17 protein-coding genes are annotated in these 20,615 nt (G+C 44.3%); 3 read left to right on the top strand and 14 right to left on the bottom strand.

The window, feature by feature from the left end:
* Nucleotides 1-25: 25 nt before the first annotated feature.
* From RH061_RS04360 to RH061_RS04345, 4 genes are all read right to left on the bottom strand, one after another.
* Complete coding sequence (locus RH061_RS04360) at nt 26-409, bottom strand: hypothetical protein (protein WP_311074223.1); 384 nt, start codon at nt 407-409, stop codon at nt 26-28.
* 527 nt (nt 410-936) lie between these two features.
* Nucleotides 937-1,446 (bottom strand): ferritin, encoded by a 510-nt coding sequence (locus tag RH061_RS04355; protein ID WP_311074222.1) that lies wholly within the window; start codon nt 1,444-1,446, stop codon nt 937-939.
* Nucleotides 1,447-1,620: 174 nt separating this feature from the next.
* A complete protein-coding gene (locus RH061_RS04350) occupies nt 1,621-3,414 on the bottom strand; it encodes a YhgE/Pip domain-containing protein (protein WP_311074220.1) in 1,794 nt (597 codons plus the stop codon).
* Nucleotides 3,411-5,468, bottom strand: coding sequence for an efflux RND transporter permease subunit (locus RH061_RS04345; RefSeq protein WP_311074219.1), 2,058 nt, complete (start codon nt 5,466-5,468; stop codon nt 3,411-3,413). The genes RH061_RS04350 and RH061_RS04345 overlap by 4 nt, the downstream gene beginning before the upstream one ends.
* Before the next feature lie 162 nt (nt 5,469-5,630).
* Here RH061_RS04345 and RH061_RS04340 point away from each other — a divergent pair, with 162 nt between their 5' ends.
* On the top strand, nt 5,631-6,185 hold the full coding sequence (locus tag RH061_RS04340; RefSeq protein ID WP_311074217.1) for a TetR/AcrR family transcriptional regulator: 555 nt from the start codon (nt 5,631-5,633) through the stop codon (nt 6,183-6,185).
* Nucleotides 6,186-6,217: 32 nt separating this feature from the next.
* Here the strand turns inward: RH061_RS04340 and rlmD are convergent, their stop codons facing one another.
* The 3 genes from rlmD to pdaA all read right to left on the bottom strand — a co-directional run bounded on the left by rlmD (nt 6,218) and on the right by pdaA (nt 9,739).
* Nucleotides 6,218-7,735 carry a 23S rRNA (uracil(1939)-C(5))-methyltransferase RlmD gene (gene rlmD / locus RH061_RS04335; protein ID WP_311074215.1) on the bottom strand — a complete coding sequence of 506 codons (1,518 nt, stop codon included), beginning with the start codon at nt 7,733-7,735 and terminating at the stop codon, nt 6,218-6,220.
* A gap of 15 nt (nt 7,736-7,750) precedes the next feature.
* Entirely contained in the window at nt 7,751-8,611 is an 861-nt protein-coding gene (locus RH061_RS04330; RefSeq protein WP_311074214.1) for a DNA-3-methyladenine glycosylase family protein, read from the bottom strand.
* 318 nt (nt 8,612-8,929) lie between these two features.
* Nucleotides 8,930-9,739 carry a delta-lactam-biosynthetic de-N-acetylase gene (pdaA, locus tag RH061_RS04325; protein ID WP_311074213.1) on the bottom strand — a complete coding sequence of 270 codons (810 nt, stop codon included), beginning with the start codon at nt 9,737-9,739 and terminating at the stop codon, nt 8,930-8,932.
* Nucleotides 9,740-9,856: 117 nt separating this feature from the next.
* Here pdaA and RH061_RS04320 point away from each other — a divergent pair, with 117 nt between their 5' ends.
* Nucleotides 9,857-10,870, top strand: a complete 1,014-nt coding sequence (locus RH061_RS04320; RefSeq protein ID WP_311074212.1) for a DUF3231 family protein — start codon at nt 9,857-9,859, stop codon at nt 10,868-10,870.
* Between the two features lie 106 nt (nt 10,871-10,976).
* Here RH061_RS04320 and RH061_RS04315 read toward each other — a convergent pair whose 3' ends face one another.
* Together RH061_RS04315 and RH061_RS04310 are read right to left on the bottom strand one after the other, a co-directional pair.
* Nucleotides 10,977-12,530 (bottom strand): fumarate hydratase, encoded by a 1,554-nt coding sequence (locus RH061_RS04315; protein ID WP_311074211.1) that lies wholly within the window; start codon nt 12,528-12,530, stop codon nt 10,977-10,979.
* Between the two features lie 290 nt (nt 12,531-12,820).
* Entirely contained in the window at nt 12,821-13,006 is a 186-nt protein-coding gene (locus RH061_RS04310) for an SE1561 family protein (RefSeq protein WP_311074209.1), read from the bottom strand.
* Nucleotides 13,007-13,187: 181 nt separating this feature from the next.
* On the opposite strand from RH061_RS04310, the gene RH061_RS04305 reads away from it, so the two are divergent.
* Nucleotides 13,188-13,691, top strand: coding sequence for a DUF421 domain-containing protein (locus tag RH061_RS04305; RefSeq protein ID WP_311074208.1), 504 nt, complete (start codon nt 13,188-13,190; stop codon nt 13,689-13,691).
* A gap of 38 nt (nt 13,692-13,729) precedes the next feature.
* Here RH061_RS04305 and ggt read toward each other — a convergent pair whose 3' ends face one another.
* From ggt to RH061_RS04280, 5 genes are all read right to left on the bottom strand, one after another.
* Nucleotides 13,730-15,415, bottom strand: a complete 1,686-nt coding sequence (ggt, locus tag RH061_RS04300; RefSeq protein ID WP_311074206.1) for a gamma-glutamyltransferase — start codon at nt 15,413-15,415, stop codon at nt 13,730-13,732.
* Between the two features lie 219 nt (nt 15,416-15,634).
* The gene (locus RH061_RS04295; protein ID WP_311074204.1) at nt 15,635-16,993 is read right to left on the bottom strand and encodes an IS1182 family transposase; all 1,359 of its coding nucleotides are present in this window, start codon (nt 16,991-16,993) and stop codon (nt 15,635-15,637) included.
* 320 nt (nt 16,994-17,313) lie between these two features.
* Nucleotides 17,314-18,099, bottom strand: a complete 786-nt coding sequence (locus tag RH061_RS04290; protein WP_311074203.1) for a YtxH domain-containing protein — start codon at nt 18,097-18,099, stop codon at nt 17,314-17,316.
* 329 nt (nt 18,100-18,428) lie between these two features.
* Nucleotides 18,429-19,262 (bottom strand): YfkD famly protein, encoded by an 834-nt coding sequence (locus RH061_RS04285; RefSeq protein WP_311074201.1) that lies wholly within the window; start codon nt 19,260-19,262, stop codon nt 18,429-18,431.
* 155 nt (nt 19,263-19,417) lie between these two features.
* A complete protein-coding gene (locus RH061_RS04280) occupies nt 19,418-20,035 on the bottom strand; it encodes a YczE/YyaS/YitT family protein (protein ID WP_311074199.1) in 618 nt (205 codons plus the stop codon).
* Nucleotides 20,036-20,615 lie beyond the last annotated feature (580 nt).

Below are 20,615 nucleotides of genomic sequence, written 5' to 3'. Positions count from 1 at the left end.
AACGATTAGTTAGCGGGCTCTCGATTTATAAGTTCTCATTCAAGTATTGCTTCGCATCCTCAGGTGAAGCAAATGGTTTTACCAAGGTGATCTGCTTGCTGTCATTCGCAACCGCCAGGAACCCGTCTGCAACCTGGATAATATCGGCCGACACCTCTTCTTGCCCGTCAATTTTGACAGTATCCGAAATAGTCGCCTGGCCCTTATCTACCCAGGTCTGTACCTCAACAGCGTAGGCATCATAATCCATTCCTTCGTAAAACCTTTCCTGCAGGTAATCCGTTGTCACCGGATCCTCCTCTGTCTTCACTTCCGTTTCCGGCGGACCCTCCTGGCCAACTTCACTATCATCAGCACTGCATCCAGCAAGAATCCCAGCCGCTGCCAAAGATATCAGTAGTTTCTTCATAAGATCCTCCTTGTTGTAAGATTCTCTTATCATCCCTATACCCTAAATACCAGGCAAAAATAGTTTCCGGGACATTTTGGATGGAATTGGTAAAACCACAACAGTTCAATATCAATTGGTATTAAAACTTGTATAACTGGGATTATAATTGCCACATGGATATTCAAATTCAATCGTCATAAAATTTATAACTGTTAAATCGTATGGTCGTTACTATTCGCGTCTCCATCGAGCCTATGGATCACGCTTTCCCTGCTGGGCGCCTCTTTTCGCGTCTCCATTAGGCTTATGGATAGCACTTTATTTTACTAGAAGCCCATTTTCATGTCTCCATCAAGCCTATGGATGACGCTTTTTCCCCGTAACCTTTAAATCAATTGAATGAACAGATAATGAATCTCCAAAATAGTCAAAAAACACTCCTCTCCTGGCTCGTGCAATCCTATTTCAAAGCCTTTTTAACCATTCCAGCATCCTCTTCGGCACAAAAAACAGGATTCCCATCCGAGGAATCCTGCTGTATCACTTTATTTTGACTCTGGAGCAGTGAATGAACGCTGAGCAAGTTCATTTTCGAGCATGAAGAATGCGTTGCTGTCCTGGTCAATCCGGCGCAGCTTCTGGATGAGGCTGTCGAACAGGGCTTCTTCTTCAACCTGTTCTTCAATGAACCATTTTAGGAATGTCATCGTGGCATGTTCACGCTCATCGAGTGCGATATCCGCAAGTTTGTAAATACGGCGTGTGACTTCCTTCTCGTGCCCAAGTCCTTTTTCAAAAACATCAAGAACGGACTCGAATTCGTTTGACGGGGCATGGAAGCCATCGAATGTCACGCGCTCACCCATATCATTGATGAAATTGTAAAACTTCATCGCATGGAAGCGTTCTTCTTCAGCTTGTACTAAAAAGAAATTCGCAAAACCATCTAAATTCTCCGCTGAGCAATACGCAGCCATCGCCATATACGCATGTGCAGAATAAAATTCATAATTCATTTGTTCAACCAAACCATTAACCAACTTGTCGCTGATCATTGTGATTCCTCCTCAATTCATGCAGCATTATCTTTGTACGCTAACATAGTTATTTTGCCTTCACATTTGAATTTTACCCTTTTGTGCTGTTTAAAACCATGTTTATCCAATGGTCAAAAATAAAAAAGACAGTCCTGAAGCCAATTTCAAGCTTCCTGAACTGTCCTTCATCCACTAGAATAAATCCATCAAAAGATCCCAAAAGCCTTTCTTCTTCTCAGGCTTTGCTTGTTTCTCTTCTTGTTCCTCTTTTTCAATAGCTTCTGTTTTGATGACGAATTGGACGGAAGTAATGTTCTCGTTCTTCGCTGACACAAAAGAAACTGGCACGAAGTCCGATTTGTCATACTCCTTGATCATTTCATTGATTTCCTGCTGCATTTGCTCAGGCAGGTCTTTCGTTTCCTGATGCAATTCACTTGTTCCGTCGTTGAGTTCACTGACTCCTTTGTTCAATTCACCTGTGCCATCTGCCAGACCTGCAACTCCAGAATGCAGCTGATTATAGGAAGCTGCCAGCTTGCTCACTCCTCCTGTATAACCAACAAGACCGGAGTGGAAATCCCCGTATTGAGAGGATAATTCCGCGAGCCCTTTCTGCAGCTGTTGCAAGCCGCTCATATCCATATCCTTAAGAGATGCAGACAGTTCATCGGCTATCGCTGTAAGCCCTGCGCTCATTTCGGATACCGATCCGCTGACTTGCTTCAGTGTTGGGTCAACGGCTGCAAATGCTTCCTGTACTTGTGAATAAGTCCCTTTGACTTTCTGGGCAGCTGTATAGGACTCAACCAGCTTATTGACAACATTTGCATCAGCGCCGCTGCTGTATAATGCTTCTATCTCTTTCTCTGAAACCTGATGAGCCGGAATGCCTTTAATCGCGCCATCAAGTGCACCGTATGCCATAGCATAATTTTCACGCAAAGTTGCCAGTCCATCGGCTGCCTGCTCCATCCCACTGGCTAATTGAGTCAGGACTGCAGGCAGTTCACTCAAGCTCGTTACATCCATTTGAGCTGAATCTACGGAAAGTGACGTGCTGATTTGTTTCAATGCATCGCCAATGGAACTCGATGCTCCGACGATTTGTGAGGATGAACCATACAGGTCGCTCATGCCGCTTTTATAATTTGCCGAACCATCGCGCAGGCTTGCTGCGCCATTATTCAGTTCCGAAACACCTTTTTTCAGGTCGCCAACGCCATTATCCAATTCCCTGATTGCCTCTGACAATGCCGACATATCATCGGTCATGCTCTCCATTTCCGAAGTGTCGATCGGCAGGGTCGACGGAACGGCTGCAATATCGACGCCTGTGAATTCAAAATCCACCACGTCAGCTTCGACGTTGAACTCTTCCTCCTGGCCTGGCATTACTGTGAAAGTAATTTGTTTGTTTTTTCCCGCATTCGCAACCATGCCGCCATCAGCTTCTATATTTTGATAGCTATTCGAGAGTTGCAGGGAAACTTGCAATAAATAATTCTCAAAATAAATGCTGTCTGCCTTTTCGTTGGCAGCAGTATTGATCTTTATTTCCAGATTGCCTTCTTTTCCCGCAAGCTCCGATGCTTCAACCTCATGTCCATCAAGCAAATAGGAAATCTCAATATCCCATGGCAGCTCTGTATTGTCTTCCATGTTTCCCTGATAATAGAACTTTCCTTCAGGAGCATCAATCTGGACGGCCTGCCCTTTCTGCTCAAGTTCAGACAGGTCAGTCAGGTTCTTGACGCTGCTATAATTCCCATAATCAAGAATTTCCCCAGCCTTCGCTATCTCCAATGTATTGACGACATAAATATCATCGAGATCTCCATTGGATTTCAATGTCGCGTATACGACTTCGTCTTTGGAAGTGATTTTCCCTCCAGTTTCTGCTGCCGCACCGTAACTAAGAAATGAAGGCAAGATGATCATCGATGCGATAGCTGCAGGAAGTAATTTATTTGTTCTCATCATCATTTCTCCTCGTGAAAATTTGCTTTATAGGTCGTCTTTTCAATGAATTTATCGAACACCAGCAGCATCGCCGGCAATAAAAATACGACCATCACAAACGCAAGCAATGCGCCCCTGCCTAATAACAGACCGATGGATCCAACAATAGGGTTGGAAGACGTCAACCACAAAATAAATCCGACACTCGATAAAATTGCTGCGGATATAGAGATGGAGAACGTTTTTTCATCCAATGTTTTCAAGATTGCTTTTTTCGCTGACATTTCCTGGCGGTTATACTGGTAAGCTTCCGTCAGCAAAATCGCATAATCCACCGTTGCCGCTAGCTGTACCGTACTGATGATCAAATATCCGACAAACACCAGCGATGAACTTGTAAAATACGGAATCGACAGATTGATCCAGACGGCTGACTGGATTGTGATCAGCAATACGAGTGGAATCGAAATCGACCTAAAGGTTGCCAGCAGGACAATGGCAATCGTCACGACTGTCAACACGTTCACGACGAGATTATCCTTGTTGACGACATTCTTGATATCATACAATGTTACGCTTTCCCCGAGGCTCAATGCCCTGTCGCCATAATATTTTTCAGCTGCTCCGTTTACCTTTTGAACGATTGAAAAAGGAATATCCCCTTCTGTCCCCTGATTCGTATTGATGATGATCCGGCTGTAATTCTCCGAATAAAATTCTTTCGTGATTGACTCCTCCAAATACTCAGGCGGGATGACCGAACCTACCATATTCACATAGGCAATCACGTTTGTGACGTAATCCAGATCCTCCAGCTCCTGGACTAGCTCTGCTTCCTTTGCTGTATCTCCTTTAGGAACCAAAAGGACAATCGGAGTCGTTTCTCCAAACGCCTCTTTTATCTCGATAAAATCACTGCCGGCACGTGTTGTTTCCGGCTGTTCCCCAAGGCCGTAGGTAAATGCCGTATTGCTTTGCGCCAAAAAGCTTGGAACGAGAATAGCCAAAACGAGCAGCAGGCTTGGTATCTTAAATTTGAGGACAAAGTTGCCGATTCCTGTGAAGCTTGGAACAAAACTTCTGTGCTGCGTTTTGTCCATCCATCTATAAAAAAGTAAAGTGAGCGCCGGTAAAAACACCATGACGCTGATAAAGCTCAGGACTATTCCTTTTACCAAATTGATTCCTAAATCGGAGCCTATCTCGAATTTCATGAATGTCAGGGCGATGAATCCAAAAAATGTTGTCGCCGCGCTGGCGGTAATCGCCGGGAACGACTTTTTCATCGCTAGACCCATGGCTTCTTCAGGATTATTGGTCTGCTTCCGGTAATCAGAAAAGCTGTGAAGCAGGAACACCGCATAATCCAGTGAAACGGCCAGCTGCAAGATCGGTGCGACTGACTGGGTGACGAAGGATACCTCGCCGATGAAAATGTTCGTTCCCAGGTTGATCAGAACCGAAACCCCGATCGCCGTCAGGAAAAATAAAGGTTCCACCCATGATGTTGTTGAGATCACCAAAATGAAAATAATGATCGGTACAAGCAGGACGGCTGCGTACATCGACTCTGTTCCAGCCATTTTTTGCGAAGAAGCGGTATTGATGGCTTCGCCTGCAATCGCACCGTCTTCTCCAATCAAATCATAAATAGCATCGGTGATTGGAACCTCATCACCAGAGCGGACACTGATCGAGAACAGCGCATTTCCATCTTTGTAGTAATTTTCAACGGTCTCTTTGTCTGCCATTTCAAGAGGTGTTTTCAAATCCACCACATCATCCAGCCATATGACGTCACCAACACCATCTATGGCCGACAATTCTTCTTTTACCCTAAGCGCTTCCTGCAAGGAGATATCCCTGACCATCACCCTTGTATCCGGTACCTCAGCTGTGAACTCCTTCTCCATGATTTCCATAGCCCTTGTTGACTGGGCATCTTCTGGCAAATAGTCCACCATATTATAATTGACCGACACAAAAAATTGCGCCACCGTTGAGATTAACGTAAATAAAACAAACGCAATCACAACAGCTTTCTTATGTTTTATGACTATTTCAGCAATACTTCTCATTCTTCAACCTCACTTGAGTCTTTTGCCATTTCACTTTATCATTATATAAACACCGTGTTGTCTATTCAACAAACAGTTGGGCAAATAACGTGCAATAAACAACATAAAGTTTAGTTCTGTTGCTTAACTCAATATTTTACAGATAAAGGAAGTTTTAATAAAATGGACAGACGAAAAAAGTATACCAGGATGGTTCTTAAGGAAAGTCTGATGAACTTATTGAAAAACAAACCGATTTCCAATATCACCATAAAAGAAATCTGTGAGCTCGCCGACATCAATCGCTCCACATTCTATTCTCATTATTCCAGTCAATATGACCTGTTGAATGCAATCGAAGAAGAATTCATTGAAGACATGGTCGCGACGCTGAGCCAATATAATTTTTCCGAAGAAGAAGAAGCTTTGAAGATGACAGAGAAGATTCTTGAGTATATTGCCCTGAAAAGCGATGTATGCCAGACACTTTTAAGTGAAAACAGCGATATCCATTTCCAGAAAAAAGGCATGATGATCACCCAGGAATTCATCTTCAAAAACTGGATCTCCGACATCCATTTTGACCGTGAGACCTTCGAATATATCAATATTTTTGTTGTCAGTGGATGTATTTATGTAATAAAAAACTGGGTGGAAAACGGCATGAATAAAACACCTAAGGAAATGGCAGAGATACTCAACAACTTTATCAACAAAGGATTATCAAATATACGATAAAGCGCCAGCCTAGATCCAGGCCGGCGCTTTCATTATTTCAGCACAAGTCTCGTGACGCTCTCAATCTGTGAAGTGTGAGGGAACATGTCGACTGGCTGGATGTATTCAACTTTATACTTTGAACTCAATGTCGTGATATCCTTCGCGAGCGTTGAAGGATTGCAGGATACATACACAAAGGTTTTAGGCTGGATTTTCAGGACGGTCTTGAGGAATTCCTCATCGCAGCCTGTTCTCGGCGGATCGACGACGATCACATCGGGACGCCACCCTTCCTTCAACCATTTCGGAAGCAGTTCCTCCGCTTTGCCCAGATAGAATTTGGTATGCTTAACGCCGTGTTTCTCTGCATTCTTTTTGGCATCATCGATGGATTCAGGTATAACATCCATTCCCCGGACCTCGCCAGCCTGATTGGCCATCCACAAACCAATCGTTCCAACCCCGCAATACGCATCCACCAGCTTTTCCCTGCCTGAAAGCATGGCGGCTGATTTCGCTTCATTATAGAGTTTTACCGTCTGTTCTGGATTAAGCTGGAAGAATGTACGAGCAGACAATTCAAATTGCAGGTCGCCCAGTGTTTCCTGGATAAAATCGCTGCCTTCCAGTGTTGCAGTTTCGTTTCCGAAAATGACCGAAGTTTTTTCTCCATTGACGTTTTGGACAATCGAGTTCACCTCAGGCAGCCGCTTCTTGATTTCCTGGATGATGATGTCCTTTTTCGGCAGTTCTTTCTTCGTCGTAATCAGTACGATCTGGAGCTCTCGGGTCTGTACTCCCGTTCTCGCCACGATCGTGCGCACAATTCCTTTATGCTTTTTCTCATTGTAGATTGGGATCTTCAAATCCTGAAGAATGCCTTTTACAACCTCAGTAGCTTTTGTCGTTGCAGGATGCTGGACAGCACACTGTTCGATATTGATCAGGTTATGGGAGTTCAGGCCATACAATCCGGCAAGTATCTTACCATCCTTTTCGCCAACCTGGAACTGGCTCTTGTTCCGGTAACCCCATGGATTCTCCATTCCAATCGTGTTTCGGATATCAAGACTATCAATTTTCAGCTTTGTATGGCGCTCTAAAGCCTGGATGACAATATCACGCTTTTCATTGAGCTGCTGATCATAGCGCAAATGCTGAAGCTGACATCCTCCGCACTGATCATATACCGGGCACAGCGGCTTGATGCGATGCTCAGATTGTTTACGGATCTTCTTGATTTTCGCCTCAGCAAACTTAGGATGGACTTTCGTCGCCTCCGCAACAATCTCCTCACCTGGCAAGGCCCCCGGCACGAACACCACCTGGCGCTTGAAATAGCCGACACCCTCACCATTGATGCCAAGACGCTTGATTGTCAGGGGAAAGGTCTGTTTCAACTCCAACTTTGCGGTTTGCTGGTCTTTTTGCGATTGCTGGCCATTTTTCTTATACGTGGCTTTGCTTTTTGGGCCTTTGTTAGGCTGCGTATTGCTTTGGGGACCTTTTTTGGTATGTTGCACAATTTTTGATTGTTGCTCTTTTTTGACATGCTGTTCTTTTTTCATAAAACTTCACTCCAATTATTCAATGCTTCTCCATAAATAGAGCGAAGCATAGCTTAAATAAGGATTCCATGGTTCCTTAAACTTTTCCATCTGCGCTGGAGTCGGTTTTCCCTCCAAATTGAAGTACTTCTTCAGGGCATTCTGGATGCCGATATCACCCATTGGGAACAAATTCGGCCGACCGAGTGCAAACATCAAAAAGTTTTCGACCGTCCATGGGCCGACACCGCGGATTTTTATCAATTCTCTAGCGACTTCCGCATCGGGCATTGATTTCATTTTTTCAAAATCAAGCTGGCCTGATGCGGCCAGTTCGGCGATTCCAATCACATACTCTGCCTTCCGTCCGCTGAACTGCAATTCACGCAGCTCTTCCACCGTAAGCTGCGCCACTTTTTCTGGAGAAGGATAAAACCAGACTCCATCATGCTCTTCGCCGTATGTCGTGACAAATCGTTCTGTCAATGTAAAAGCAAACTTCAAATTCAATTGTTGATGAATGATGCTCTTGACCAAACTCGAAAATGGGTCAAATTCCAGAACAAGTGGAGTTCCATAATGATCATTGAACAAGTCTTTCAATTGTGTCACCTGGAAATGATCATGAATATGGATCAATTCAACATTCCATTGAAAAATTTCATAAAGACGCTGGATCGTCATTTCGTAGTCATCGTTAGAACGAATGAGGAATTCAGGCTTTTCCAGAGTCCCAGTTCCGATGACTTCAGCGACGATTTTTTTATTTTTAAAAACAAGCGGCACCTTCACAAGCCGCTTTTCGATATCAACACAATGCAATGGATCGAGTGCAAGCCTGCTTAATGCAAGATCAAAATCATATGGCCCTGATATCGACACTTTTTCTTCCCACATACACAAACCGCCCTTAAGTATTTTTCCCGTATTATAGCATTTCCGCAGTTTTTTTACGAAGATAGGGGATTAATTAAAGGAAAACTGTATTAGTTGGGTTCGAAGATAAGTTAAAAATTAGGGGGTACTGTGTTTTTATAGCGAAAAAAGAAATTATATAGCGAGTTTTTCTTTTATATAGCGACTTTTTTCTTTTTATAGCGACTTTTCATTTTATATAGCGACTTTTTCCTTTTTATAGCGAATTGGAAATTATCAAGCATTTTTCCCAATTATAAAATCCCGGCACAAGAAAAGATGCCGGGACAAACAAACTTACTAGTACAACATCGGGTCTTTCATTCCGCCTTTGTTTAGCATCAAATCATCCAGGCTTCTAAAATGGTAGCCTTGCTCCTTTAAATCCCTGATTACTTTTCCAAGGGCATCAGCGTTGTCTTTTGATACAGTGTGCAGAAGCAGGACTGCGCCCGGGTGGATTTGCGTCATGATTTTATCATATGAGTATTGGGCGCCTCTTTGCTGGTCGGTATTCCAGTCAACAAAGGCGAGTGACCAGAATACATGGGTATAGCCAGCTTCCTTCGCGACCGCCATCGTCCTTTCGCTGAAAATTCCGCGCGGCGGCCGGAGATAGGTCATATGTTTCTTGCCCGTGATTCTTTCTGTTTCAGCCCTGACCATTTCCAGTTCCTTTTTGATCTTCTCATCACTGATCTTCGTCATGTCAGGATGATGCCATGAATGATTGCCGATGATATGGCCTTCATTCGCCATTCGCGCAACAAGCTCAGGTGCACTATCAAGATAATGGCCAGTCACAAAAAAAGCGGCCGGAACTTTTTCTTCCCTTAAAATGTCGAGGATTTTCTCGGTATAACCATTTTCATATCCGTTATCGAAGGTTAGATAAATATCCTTTGAGTTCTTGTCTCCCTTGTATACTGCTCCATGGTCTTCAAGGATGACCTCAAACATCCTGCCGGCATCTGCCTGCCTTCCGTTGCGGCCCTTCTTGAAACCCCAGTGCAAAGGTGAGTTGGAGTTTTCCTCCGCACCAGTCGTTCCCGGCAAGGTAATCAACAGCAGCATCGCCGCAGCAAGAATGATTTTCAAAATTCTTTTCATGATGTTCCTCCATTGATGTTTTTCCTTATTGTTTGTCAGGTCGTGAAAAAAATTCTTATAAGTATATTTCAATTTGAAAGGCAAATAGTAAAAATACAAAACACTAAGGAGAACATTATGTCGGAAGAACAAAAAATCAATTGGACATCCGGGGAAATCGGCAATCTTTGGAATATATACATGGCTAACTCGATGGCAACATGCATGTTCAGACATTTTCTTTTGAATGTGGAAGATGAAGAGGTTAAAGACTGCCTGTTAACTGCTGACCAATTGAGCAGGGACATCCTCTCGCAATTGAAGGAGCTCTTTAAACGTGAAGGGATTGCCATCCCTATGGGATTTTCATTGGAGAAGGATGTAAATGTGAATGCGCCCAGACTCTTTTCCGACAGCTTTTACCTGAATTATCTTGATATGATGGTTAAATACGGTGCACTTTATTATAGTGTTGCTTTGCCTGGTTTCTCGAAAATGGATTTGCGGCATTCCATCACAGAAATCAATATTTCTACCCTCCATCTTTCAAACAAGGTAACAGAAATGATGCTGAACAAGGGTCTGCATGTGAGGGCGCCATCCATACCAACAATGAATGAGGTTTCCTTTGTTGAAAAACAAAGCTTTTTTAATGGCTATTTTGGCGATAAAAGACCTCTCACTGCTATGGAAATCACACATTTGTTCCTGAACATCCAGGTGAATGCAATCAAAACAATCTTAGTCATGGGGTTCAGCCAGGTGGCTAAGGTTGAAGAAGTAAGGAATTATTTTTTACGCGGAAAAAAAATCAACATCAAGCAGCACAACACACTTTCTCAAATCATGTACAAAGAAGACCTGCCTGTTTCAATCCCAAGCCAGTTCATGATTACAGAATCGATTGAGGCACCATACTCAGATAAGATGATGCTATTCCATATTTCAAACCTGTCCTCCGCAAAGGTGCGTAACTTTGGAGATTCCATGGCGGTAAGCCCGCGGCATGATCTCGGGTCGACCTACGCAAGATTCCTGATCGAGACAGCGAATTTCGCAGAAGATGGATGTAATATCCAAATTGAAAATGAATGGATGGAAAGGCAGCCAGGCAATGTAGACCGTAACCAATTGGCAAAGCAAAAGAAATAAAGAAGCGGAGCCGGCACTAGACAAGCGTCTCAGGGAATCAGGTGCACCAGCTGGACAATGTAAAAAGGAGACTCCCTCAAAAAAGGGAGTCTCCTTTCGTTTTGATTTATTTGTAAACTCGTTCAGCGAACTGTGCTAATTTTTCAAGGGATGATTTCTCAACATCCTCATGGAGGCTGTTTCCGTGTGAGTCCATCGTGACAACTGCGGTAAATCCTTCGACGTTCAGATGCCACATGGCTTCAGGAATACCAAAGTTCATAAGGTCAACGCCTTCTACTGACTTGATGCAGTCAGCATAATACTGCGCCGCTCCGCCGATGGCATTCAGGTAAACACCACCATGCTCTTTCAAGGCAGCAAGCGTCTTCGCGCCCATTCCGCCTTTCCCAATGACCGCACGGATGCCGAATTTTTTCATGATATCGCCTTGATAAGGCTCCTCACGAATGCTTGTTGTCGGGCCTGCAGCCTTTACATGCCAGTTCCCTTCTTCATCCTTCAGCATGACCGGTCCGCAATGGTAGATGATCTGGCCATTCAGGTCCACTGGCGAATCATGGTCTGACAGATACTTATGGATGGCGTCGCGTCCGGTGTACATCATGCCGTCAATTTTCACGACATCTCCCACCTTCAGCTCGCGGATTTGCTCTTCGGTAATCGGAGCAGTCAATGTGACGACATTCTCCTCGGCCGGTGCTTCAACAGCTGCTGCGATCTCCTGGGCTGCAGGCTGTGCGAAGTCAATCTTTTCACCCTCCTGGTACATCCATTCCTGGATTTCCCCTGTTTCAGGGTTCACCGCTACACCAAGGCGGCGATATGCCCAGCAGTTATACGCAACAGAGACGTAGAAGCTTGCAGGGATGCGGTTCATGACACCGATTTTGCAGCCAAGAAGCGTCGTCTCGCCGCCAAAGCCCATCGTGCCGATGCCAAGCTTGTTCGCATTTTCCAAAACATATTCTTCTAGGTCACGTAGATCTGGGTGCGGATTGACATCGTCTACTGTACGGAATAACTGCTCTTTGGCAAGATCATAACCAGAAGAACGGTCGCCGCCAATACCAACTCCGATGAAGCCGGCACTGCAGCCTTGTCCCTGTGCCTGATAGACTGAATGCATGATGCACTTGCGTATGCCATCAAGATCACGTCCGGCACGTCCCAGCCCTTCAAGCTCAGCTGGAAGGCTGTACTGGATATTTTTGTTTTCACAGCCGCCGCCCTTTAATATCAGGCGTGCATCAATGTAATCTTTTTCCCATTGCTCGAACTTAATGACAGGAGTTCCTCCGCCGAGATTGTCACCGCTGTTTTCGCCAGTCAGAGAATCTACAGAGTTCGGACGAAGCTTTCCATCCTTCGTTGCCTGAGCAATCGCGTTGTAGATCGCTTTTTTCATTTCAAGCTGGTTCGCGCCAACCGGAGTCTTGATTTTAAAGGTTGGCAATCCAGTATCCTGGCAGATTGGCGACACATTGTCATCCGCCATTTTAATATTATTCGTGATCGTATCAAGGCTCATCGCCGAACGGGTTCCTGCGTTTTCACGCTCTGCCGCCGCCTTGATCGCCCTGCGTACATCCTTCGGAAGGTTCGTGGATGTTTCAACAATCAGCTCGTACATGCTTTCCTGAAACTTTTCGATATTCATCTGTCTACCCCTCTCCCCTTGTTTGCTGTCTCTTTATATGTGAAAATTTTATAACAATTTCTCCGATATCATTATACTCCTATCATGCCTGCATTTAAAGATAGAAAGTGGAATCGTTTACAAATAGAAAAGCGAAAGCGGCTCGACCAGCTCCGACAAGCGTTGGAGGAGCTGACAGTGAAATCGTGCTTTGACTTCATTGGCAGGACCGAAGCGACTCGAAGAGCTAGGCGGTGGAGCTAGACAAGGAAAGTTTATGAAACAAAATAAGAGACCCCTCAAAAGGTCCCTTACATATCGCGATGCTTAAACTCGCGGCATTTTGCGTCCATTTCCTCAACGATCTGAATCATGCGGTCGATATCTTCGAGGTCCGCTTCCTCTGGATCAATTGCTTCGAGCAGCTCAGCAAACATATCCAGACGCTGCTTCAGGAAGACGACCTGCGTATTTTTATCATTAATCGGATTTCCCAAAATTTCTCGCTCCTTTCACTACCCTTAACATCCTACCGAAAAATAGGTAAATGTGCAATATGACGGCTAATATAGTAAGCCCCTTATGGAACAAGGCTTAGGTGATCTATTGGATAGTATTCCCCCTTTCCCATATGTTTGCCCAGGCTTATTTAGGAAAAAACATAAATGAGGTGATTAGATGTTTTTCAATTCATGGGATAATATTTGGCGGACATTGATTGTTGGCGTGCTCGCATATGCTGCACTGATCTTACTCTTACGCATCTCCGGCAAAAGAACACTTTCAAAAATGAATGCTTTTGACTTAATCGTAACAGTTGCACTTGGTTCTACGCTGGCAACAATCTTATTAAATAAGAAAGTAGCCCTGGCAGAAGGGGTTACCGCATTCTTCGTTTTAATAGCCCTTCAATATGCAGTTGCCTGGAGTTCCGTACGATTCGACAGCTTTAAAAGGCTAATCAAGTCAGACCCAAAATTACTATTTTATCAAGGCAGGTATTTAAAGGAAAATATCGTAAAAGAGCGTGTGCTCGAAGTTGAAATCCTCCAGGCTGCACGCTCCAGCGGTATCGATTCTATGGATCAGGTGGAAGCCGTTGTACTCGAAACAGACGGCAGCATTTCTGTCATTAAAAAATCAGACTCAGAGACCAATACATTGGCTAGCGTCGACAAATAAGAAGCAGGCTGCTTAAACAGCCTGCTTTTTCCATCTAATTATCCATCAATTCCAGTGGCCTTTCCCTCGCGGCTTGAATCAGCCGCTCCATAAATGAGGCCTTTCTCACGATCAATTTGGATCGCCTGGACATTGCCGAGCGGGAATGGTCCATCGGCGAACTCGAAGCCTCGAGATTCCATCTCTCCCTTTGCCTCCATGCTAATTCCAGATTCCCAGCCAATCAGAGGGCCAGTACTATTGAAAATCCTTGGCTCCTCAATAGCTTCTTTAAGATCCATCCCAAAATCAAGAACATTAATCAGTGTCTGGAACACGGAACCGATGATCGTTGGACCACCTGGTGAACCTAGTGTCAGCACCGGTTCATCATCCTTGAAAACAATCGTCGGCGTCTTGCAGCTTACCGGACGTTTGCCTGGCTGGATCTCATTCAAGCCGCCAGGGACTGCATCAAAATCAGTCAACTCGTTATTCAAAACAAATCCATGATCCTTGACCATGATTCCTGAACCAAATGGGTGCTCGACCGTAGATGTACATGCGACAATATTTCCCCATTTATCTATGACGGTGAAGTGGGTCGTTTCACTTCTCTCCTTTTCAGGCTCGAATGGCTGGCGCACGATATTGATTTCTTTACCGCCTGTATAAGCCCATGGGTTTCCGAAATCGACTGAGTCATTCCTTCTCTCAAAGCTAATCAATTTTCGCCGTTCCGCAAGATACTCTTCATTGAGCAACCCATTTAACGGAATATCACCAAACTCGGGATCTCCCGAAAATGCGATTTTATCTGAAAAAGCAATTCTCATTGCTTCTGTAAATAAGTAATACTTTTCCCAGGATTTCGCGTTATATTTGCTGAGGTCAAAGCCTTCCAGCAGTTTTAAAATTTGCAGCATCGTTGTTCCTCCTGCACTTGGCATATTGGAGGAAGCAATTTTGTAGTCTCGATACGTTCCCCAGACAGGTTCATCAACCGTGATTTCATAATCTCTGAGGTCAGACATTTCCATGATGCCGCCAAGTTCCTTCAGCGTTGAGATGATTGCTTCACCAATCTCGCCTTCATAAAAGGCTTCGATGCCATCGCGCTGTAGGATGCGGAATGTTTTTACGAGGTGCTCTTTCTGGTAGACATCCCCTTCTTTAAGGGATTTGCCTCCCGGCTGAAACAATTCCCTCGCATGGTCGCCGAGACGATAGTCAAAGGTGTTAAGGATTTCTTCCATCACCCAGTTTACTTCCACACCTTTTTCCGCCGCCTGGGCAGCAGGTTCGATTAGTTCAGCCAGCGGCTTTGTCCCATATTCCTTCCTGGCTGCTTCCATTGCTTTCAGGATTCCAGGGACGCCAACTCCTATACCATGGGTCGACCTTTCCTTAAACGGAATCACTTCTCCCTTATCATCCAAAAAGAGTTCCGGATGCGCTGCTTTAGGAGCCCTTGTATGGCCATCAAAAATTTTCGTTGTCTTGCTTTCGGCATGGTAGACCATGAAAAATCCGCTTCCGCCAATTCCGGTCATCATCGGTTCCCCGACATTCAGTCCAAATTGGATGGCGATCGCCGCATCTATAGCGTTGCCTCCTTCACGGAGGATCTTCTCTCCGGCATCCGTGGCAATTGGATGTGCCGAAGCGGCCATCGCAATTTTCCCTGTAGCTGTTTCTCTATCAAAATCACACCTGTTCGAGCGTGTTTTCATTTTCTTGTCCATTGACTTGTCCTCCCTATCTATATGCCTGTACTTATAATTACCCCCGTGTTGAATACTGGAAACAACCAAATATATGGGAGTGTAGACAATAAAAAACCAGTCCTGGGAAACAGGACTGGCCAGTTTGTCGACAAAAGGGGTTCGGAATGGTCTAATTCCGAACCCCTTTTTGGATTTTATTGGATTTTTCAAAGAAAATAGACTCTCTTTACTATACTTTTAGGCCATTACTGGACTTCTCCATGTCCAGTTGGCCATCTTCTTCAGGTTCAAGGCAGCGAAAGTAAGCATCGCCTGCATCGACAATTTTTTTAGTCCCCTCAGGGTTGTCCAACGCATGCCATGCTTTTCTTTTGCATCTGCGAATACGCGCTCAATGGTTTCTTTGCGTTTCGCATAGATTTGTTTTACTTCTGGTTTGTGCCTCAAGTGGTCTGCCTCTTCCACATACTCCTGCCAGATATGGCGCGTTACAACCTTTTGGTGGTCCTTACTTTCTGTGCATTGCGCTAAAAACGGGCAGTTGGCGCAGATCTGTTTGGGGGATTTATATTCACGATACCCCTCTTTAGTTGTGGTCGAATACTTTAGGACCTCACCGGCAGGACACAAATAACAGTCGTAGAATTCGTCATATACATACTCATATTTACGGAAGAATCCGTCCTTCGTTCGTGGTCGGGTATAAGGCAAAGCCGGGGTCATTTCGTTTTCCATCAGAAACTTCGTAATAGCTGGAGTTTTATAGGCTGCGTCGGCCGCAACGGCCTTGGGCTTTCCGACTTTCTCTATCACTTGTTCTACCAGTGGCTCAAGGATCAGGCTGTCATGCGTGTTACCAGGTGTCACAATTGTCCCCAGGACAAATCCGTTACTATCTGATGCCGCATGGAAGGAGTAGGCAAACTGTTTTGTCCGTTCGTCCTTGACGTAGTATCCACTCTCCGGATCGGTGGTACTTTCCTTGATTTCCTTTGATTCTTCCTTGTCGAACTTATCGGGAGGAAAAGGCTTCTTTCCATGCTCTTCCCGATCCTGATTGATTTCTTCCTGGAGTTTCTCTTGATACGCCCGTGTTTCCTTACGCACCACTTTCTTCTCGAATTTATGCTTATTCGCACTTGCTTTTACATGGGTTGAATCAATAAAGACATGTTCAGCACTAATAAGTTTCTTATCAGCTGCGGTCTTAAGAACTCGATAGAAGATCTGTTCAAACAAATCGGTATCTTTAAAACGGCGTTCGTAGTTCTTCCCGAAGGTGGAGAAGTGGGGCACTTTATCATGGAATCCATAACCCAAAAACCAGCGGTAGGCCATATTCGTTTCTACTTCGGCAATGGTCTGGCGCATGGAACGGATGCCAAAGGTATATTGAATGAAGGTGAGCTTAATTAAAATCACAGGGTCAATGCTTGGGCGCCCTATCTCAGAATACACATCCTTCACCAAGTCATAAATGAAAGAAAAATCAATGGCTGATTCCATCTTACGGACTAAATGGTCCTTAGGAACGAGCTGGTCTAAAGCCACCATTTCTAATTGGTCTCGTTGGATAGGATTGTTCTTCGAAAGCATCTTTATCACCTCAAGCGTTATATGTATCTATTTTAAAATAGACTTATGTTTAGTTCCACGCTAAGTTTAGAAATCCTGTTGATTGGAGTGGAAGGCGCGTAGACTCCTGCGGGCTCAGCTGGACAGGTGAGACCCCGCAGACGCCAACGGCGGTGAGGAGGCTCACCGCCAGCCCCGCGGAAAGCGAAGCGCCTGGAACGGAAATCAACAGCCCCATTCCAGGAACAATCAAAAAAAGACTGTAAACAAACGCGATTTTCATCGAGTTTGTCTACAGTCTGACCAGTCCTGGGAAACAGGACTGGCTTTATGGTCATAGTTTAGCGATTATTATCATTCTTCTGGTTTTCCGGTGATACAGTAAAGGCATTAGAAGTATTTCCTAATCCTGTTGTATCAGACGGTTTACTTTCCATGCCTGTAGCATATGCATCAGCAGAACCGTTCGAGCCGGAGTATGAAGAGTTTGATTCGGTTGCAGAGTTAACCACCGGGTTATCCATTGCAGTTGAACCTGCTTCCTTCACTTTTGACCCTACTTCCTTGAGTTCATCCTTAGCATTCATCACTGTCTGCATTGCATCGGATGAATTAGACTTTGCCTCATTCATCTTGCTGAACACATCGTCATTCAGGCGCTGGTAAAGGTTTTGAGCATCACTGATGGCTTCTTTCAGAATGCTGGATGCTTCCTTAAAGCTGCTCATCATTTGTTCCTTTACATCAGTAGGATTGTTTTTGACTTCGCTGAACACATTCATTGATGTATCCTTGGCATTGACTGCTTTATCCTTCACCTTTGTACGGGTGTTTGAGTCAAGCAGTGTCAATGCACCGCCGATCGCTGCGCCAATCAGCACACCCTTCATCAGCTTGCTGTTCGATGACCCTGTGCTGTTAGAGTTGTCTACAGCATAGCTGCTGGAGTAGCCTCCCATTGAGGAATTGTTTGAATATGAATCCCCTGAATTTGTGCTCGCGTATGTTGTTGTGCCAGTTGTCGTATCATACGTTGCATTCTCAGTTGAAGAACTGTACATATTGTTGTTCATATTATAATTAGAAGTGTTACCAGTTTGGTTATTTGAAAGAATGTTGTCAGACATAATAAATTTCCTCCTTTAGTGTTTGGTGTTTCAATTTGTTATGTCTATCTAATTCCCGGGTCAGACAAGCGTTAAACAGGATATATATACCTTTTGTCAAGAGGATAAAATTACCACAATTTGAAAAGCGCAAGCGCCTTGGTCAGCCCCGACAAGCGCTGGAGGGCCGACCGGTGAAGTCGTTCTTTGACTTCATTGGGCGGACCGAAGCGACTCGAGGGGCTAGGCGCTGGAGCTGGACAGTTCTCGAAGTGAGATTTATACTTTCTTATCTTAGAACAAAAAAGCCTTACTCCTTTTATAGGAATAAGACTTTACTGTTTTTTCTTTTATCGTGGTCTTTCACTTGAAACAAAACCGAAGCTGACATGGTCCTGCACTGGAATCCATGCACCAATCCCCTGCGAGACGACATTTTTGACGACGATGAACTTCTTGCTTCCTTTTAGCATCAAGTAGACCTCACCATATGTCACTTTGCCCTTTTCATTGATTGCCGGGGCGTAGGCGTAAAGGTAGCCAAGGCGTTTGGGCTGGATATTATAGATATGATCCTTTTTGGTACCAGCGCCGACAATGGTTTCGAACGCCAGCGGCAGTCCAGTTTTTTTAGCTGCTTTTAAAAGCATCATTTTTTGCACGTCTTCGGCGTTCTTGATTTTTGCTGTCAAGCCGCCCTTCACAGATTTTTGCTGTTCCTGCACATAATGGATTTGATAAATAGAATTCCCGCCGCGATTATCAAAGTAGTTCGTATTGATTTTCTGGAACTCCCAGTTCGGGGAAGTTTCGGTGGACACATAATTCAACGGCCACTCCCCAAGGTAAACAATCGCACGATAGCCGATTGCAAAAGGAGTGCTGTTAATGGAAGTTTCATTCAGCATTCGGATCAAATCCGGGTTCTCAATCTTCACTTTTGATGTCTTCAAAAGGTTCTTTGTCAGCTCACTAGGCTGAAGGAAAGGCAAATCCTCTGTCGGGTTTGGATATGTGTTGTCCTTTGTGATATTCATGACTGAGTTCGGGATTGTATACTTTGCAGTTTCCTCCTGCTTTGGTGGAGGAGCCTTTTTCCCTTTTCCCTCCTCAGCAAAGCCAGGCGCTAAAATGGACATCATGAAAACAATAGTCATAACTAGAATAGCTGCTGCTTTTTTCATCGGTGTTGTTTTCTCCTTTCACTACGGGAAACTTATAAGTTTGTTTATAGTGTTTTCGGAGTTCATTAACTTTATCCAAAGTTAGGGTGCTTTTCGGAAACTTTGTTTGTTCGCTTCTATAAAAAAAAGCCCTGCGTTTGTGCAGAGCCTTAAAATCATCGGGCCGATGTGAGCAGCTTATTATAAAGTTTTTCACAGTAAGGGTAGAACAATTGGATCAGCGGGCCAATTGCGAAGGTTACAATCAATGTACCGATGCCGATCGGTCCTTTAAAAATGAATGCAGCGGACAGGGCTAACACTTCACCAAGTGTTTTAGCTACCATGAGATTGAGTCCAAAGCGTTCTCTTAATGCCATCATGAAATTATCGATTGGGATTAACGGGAACTTTGGCTGCAAGTATACTGCCAGCCCGAAGCTTAGCGCGACCATTCCCAGAATGAAGACTGCAAATTGTTTTGCGTAGCCGGTCACAACCAAATCTTCGAACACTCGCAACAGCCAGAAGTCGATCAGCACACCAGTGATCAGCAGCGTGATAATCGCTGCAACGTCCGGACGCCTTTTTACTAATGCCGCATTGATGAAAATCATGACAATTCCAACAATCACAACCCAGCTGCCAGGTGTCAGCCCCACAGTTTTCGATAAACCGACATTGAGTGCGTCCCATGCACCGGTGCCCAATCCCGCTTTAATCGTCATCGATACTCCAAAAGATAGAATTATTAACCCAATGATGTAAAAAAGAGTGCGATAAAAAAAAGCCATATTTCTTATTCTCCTTCTTGTAACCTTTAATTGGACATTTTGGCCGCCCACTGGCTTTGAAATGTCCATTAAACACCTTTTCTTAGACATTTTGGCTGCCCAGCAGCTTCGAAATGTCCATTAAACACCTTTTCTTAGACATTTTGACTGCCCAGCAGCTTCGAAATGTCTATTAAACACGTTTTTTAGACATTTTGACTTTCCAACAACTTCGAAATGTCCATTAAACCATTTTTCTAAGACATTTTGACTGCCCAGCAGCTTCAAAATGTCCATTAAACACCTTTTCTTAGACATTTTGAGTTCCTACTGGCTTTGAAATGTCCATTAAACGCCTTTTCTTAGACATTTTGGCTGCCCAGCAGCTTCGAAATGTCCATTAAACGCCTTTTCTTAGACATTTTGAGTGCCCAGCAGCTTCGAAATGTCTATTAAAACACCTTTTCTTAGACATTTTGACTTTCCAACAACTTCGAAATGTCCATTAAACCACTTTTCTTAGACATTTTGGCTGCCCATTGGCTTTGAAAGTGTCCAATCTCACGTGTCCGTTTTTATGTCTAACTTCAGTCCAACAGGA

Source organism: Mesobacillus jeotgali (assembly GCF_031759225.1).
Taxonomy (GTDB): Bacteria; Bacillota; Bacilli; order Bacillales; family Cytobacillaceae; genus Mesobacillus; species Mesobacillus jeotgali_B.
The sequence above is the reverse complement of the archived record's forward strand: the minus strand, read 5'-3'. Positions and strand labels throughout refer to the sequence as shown.